Source organism: Actinokineospora sp. (genome assembly GCF_050699995.1).
Classification (GTDB): domain Bacteria; phylum Actinomycetota; class Actinomycetes; order Mycobacteriales; family Pseudonocardiaceae; genus Actinokineospora.
Genome location: NZ_JBOHGC010000336.1, coordinates 1 through 2,187, shown reverse-complemented (window position 1 = coordinate 2,187; position 2,187 = coordinate 1). Strand labels below are relative to the sequence as shown.

Here is a 2,187-nt window from a genome sequence, read left to right as displayed (position 1 = left end):
TCTTCCCGCTGATGCGTTTACCGACGATCGAGGGCACGTTTAGGTAATACACCCTGGATGCTGGATTCTCCAGTGCCAGCAAGGACGACACGCCAAACGATCAAGAAAGCCAGGAAGGTCCGGCTAGACGCAGGTGGAAGTGGCCGGAGTGCCCGCCACCCGGTCCTTGAGGAACGTCATGGCGTCAGCGTTCCCCGAGAAGATCCCGGTGATGTGGTCGGTCGGGTAGGTCTTCCAAGTCAGCTTCACCCCCGCCCGGCAGTACGTCTTGTGCAACGTGTCCGCCTGCCCGAAAGCGACGATGTCATCGCTGGACCCGTGGTACTGCAGGACCGGGACCTTCACCGGCATGGTGCCGAGCTTGTTCTTCGCGACAGCGGCAAGGAGGGCGTCCTGGACCGGGGTGTCGGTGGTGAACTCGGACAGGGCCTTGTTCTTGTACTCCACCACCAGCTCCAGGGTGCACGCCTCGTTCTCGACGTCGGCGACCGCGGCGCGGCCAGCGTCGTTCAGGTAGGACGCCAGGTTGATCTCCGGGTAGGCATTGTTCAAGCCCACCAAGGCGTACAGCAGGAAGCCGAAGCCGCGGCTGCCGTCGAGCTTGAGGGTGACCTGCACCAGGTCACCGGGGACACCGCCGGCGACGACGCCCGCGAGTTTGACGTCCTGGCCGTACTCGGGCTGCAGCTGGCCCGCCCAGAGTGCGGCGCCGCCGCCCTGGGAGTAGCCGCGGAAGAACACCGGCGCGGTCGTGGACAGCTTGGCAGCGGGCAGTTTCTGGCCTGCCCGGACCATGTCGATCACCGCGCGGCCCTCGGACAGGCCCGTGATGTAGGTGGTCTTCGGGTTGACGTGGTAGCCGGCGTAGTCGGTCATGACGACCGCGTAGCCGCTCTTGAGCATGTCGGCGATCGCCGGACGCTCATAGCCGGCGCCCACGGCGAGCATCGACGAAGGCGCGCAGCGGAACGCGCCGCCGTGGGTGCCGGAGGCGAAGCTGACGATCGGCGCGGTTGCCGGGTTCGCGGTCTTGGGCACCAGGATCGTCCCGGTGACCGCGTTCGGGGCGCCGTCCTCATCCGACGACAAGTACATGACCTGCCACGAGTTGACCGTGCCCATGAACTGAGGCGCCGGGCTCGGCCGCCAGCGGATGACGTCACCGGGCGCGCCCGCGGGCAGGGGCGACGGCGGGGTGTAGAAGGAGTCGTCGGCCGGGCCTGGGTCGGCGGGGGCCGGGCCCGCGACGGCCGCGGACGGGGTGGTGGCGAGAGCCGCGGTCGAAGCCGCGACCATCATGGCCGTGGCGAACGCGGAGAGCCGGGCCCTGCGCCGCGCCGCCTTTTGCGGGGAGTGAGTGAAGAGAGAGCGCACCGCTCGACCTCCGAGTCAGTAGTGGAAGTTGGTGGTTGGGGACGCCCGGTGCGGGTCAGACGCACACCGGGCGTCCCCTGTGGCCTGTCAGCGGCGGCGGGCGCGCAAGCGCATCACCAGGATCATGTTGGCGCCCAACCCGATCAGCAGCAGGCCGATGCCGAGCGGCCACGCCACGGAGGAACCGGTGTTGGCGAGTTCGCCGTGCGAGCTGGTGTTCGTGGGCACGTACCCACCCCCACCGCCGGACGGAATCTGGGTGTTGACCACCGGCAGCGTCGTGACCGTAGTCGTCGGCTCGGTCGTCGTCGGCTCAGTGGTCGGCGCAGTCGTTGTCGGCGCGGTCGTTGTCGGCTCAGTCGTGGTCGGCTCAGTGGTCGGCTGAGTCGTGCTCGTCGGCTCAGTCGTGGTCGGCTCAGTCGTGGTCGGCTCAGTCGTCGTGGGCCCAGTCGTCGTCGGCTCGGTCGTCGTCGTCGTCGGGACCGTGGTCGTGGTCGTCGGCGTCGTGGTCGACGGTGCGGGAAGGATCTGGCCTTCCTTCAGCACGTTGTTCTGACCCGGGTCCTGCGCACACGGCGCGTCGAACGGGTTCGACGGCGGGATGCTGGCCAGCGTGCCGTCGGCCTTCCGCGCGGTGATGTTGAGCAGCAGGTCATGCACGGTGATCTTGATCGGCCCGGCCTGCGGGAACTTCAGCGACGGCGTCTTGCCGGTCGCGCGCACGGTGAAGCCACCCGACGCGGGGATCGCGGTCTTCTCCACGACGACGGGAACGTCGAGGTCGGTGTCGAACCCGGGCGCGGTGATGTGCGC

General features: G+C 68.4%; 1 protein-coding gene and 1 pseudogene. Both read right to left on the bottom strand.

The annotated features are described in order from the left end of the window. Nucleotides 1–123 precede the first annotated feature (123 nt). On the bottom strand, nt 124–1,299 hold the full coding sequence (locus ACRDSQ_RS16750) for a lipase family protein (RefSeq protein ID WP_431422240.1): 1,176 nt from the start codon (nt 1,297–1,299) through the stop codon (nt 124–126). Nucleotides 1,300–1,461: 162 nt separating this feature from the next. Beyond that, a pseudogene (locus ACRDSQ_RS16745) lies at nt 1,462–2,187 on the bottom strand (hypothetical protein); the annotation flags it as partial.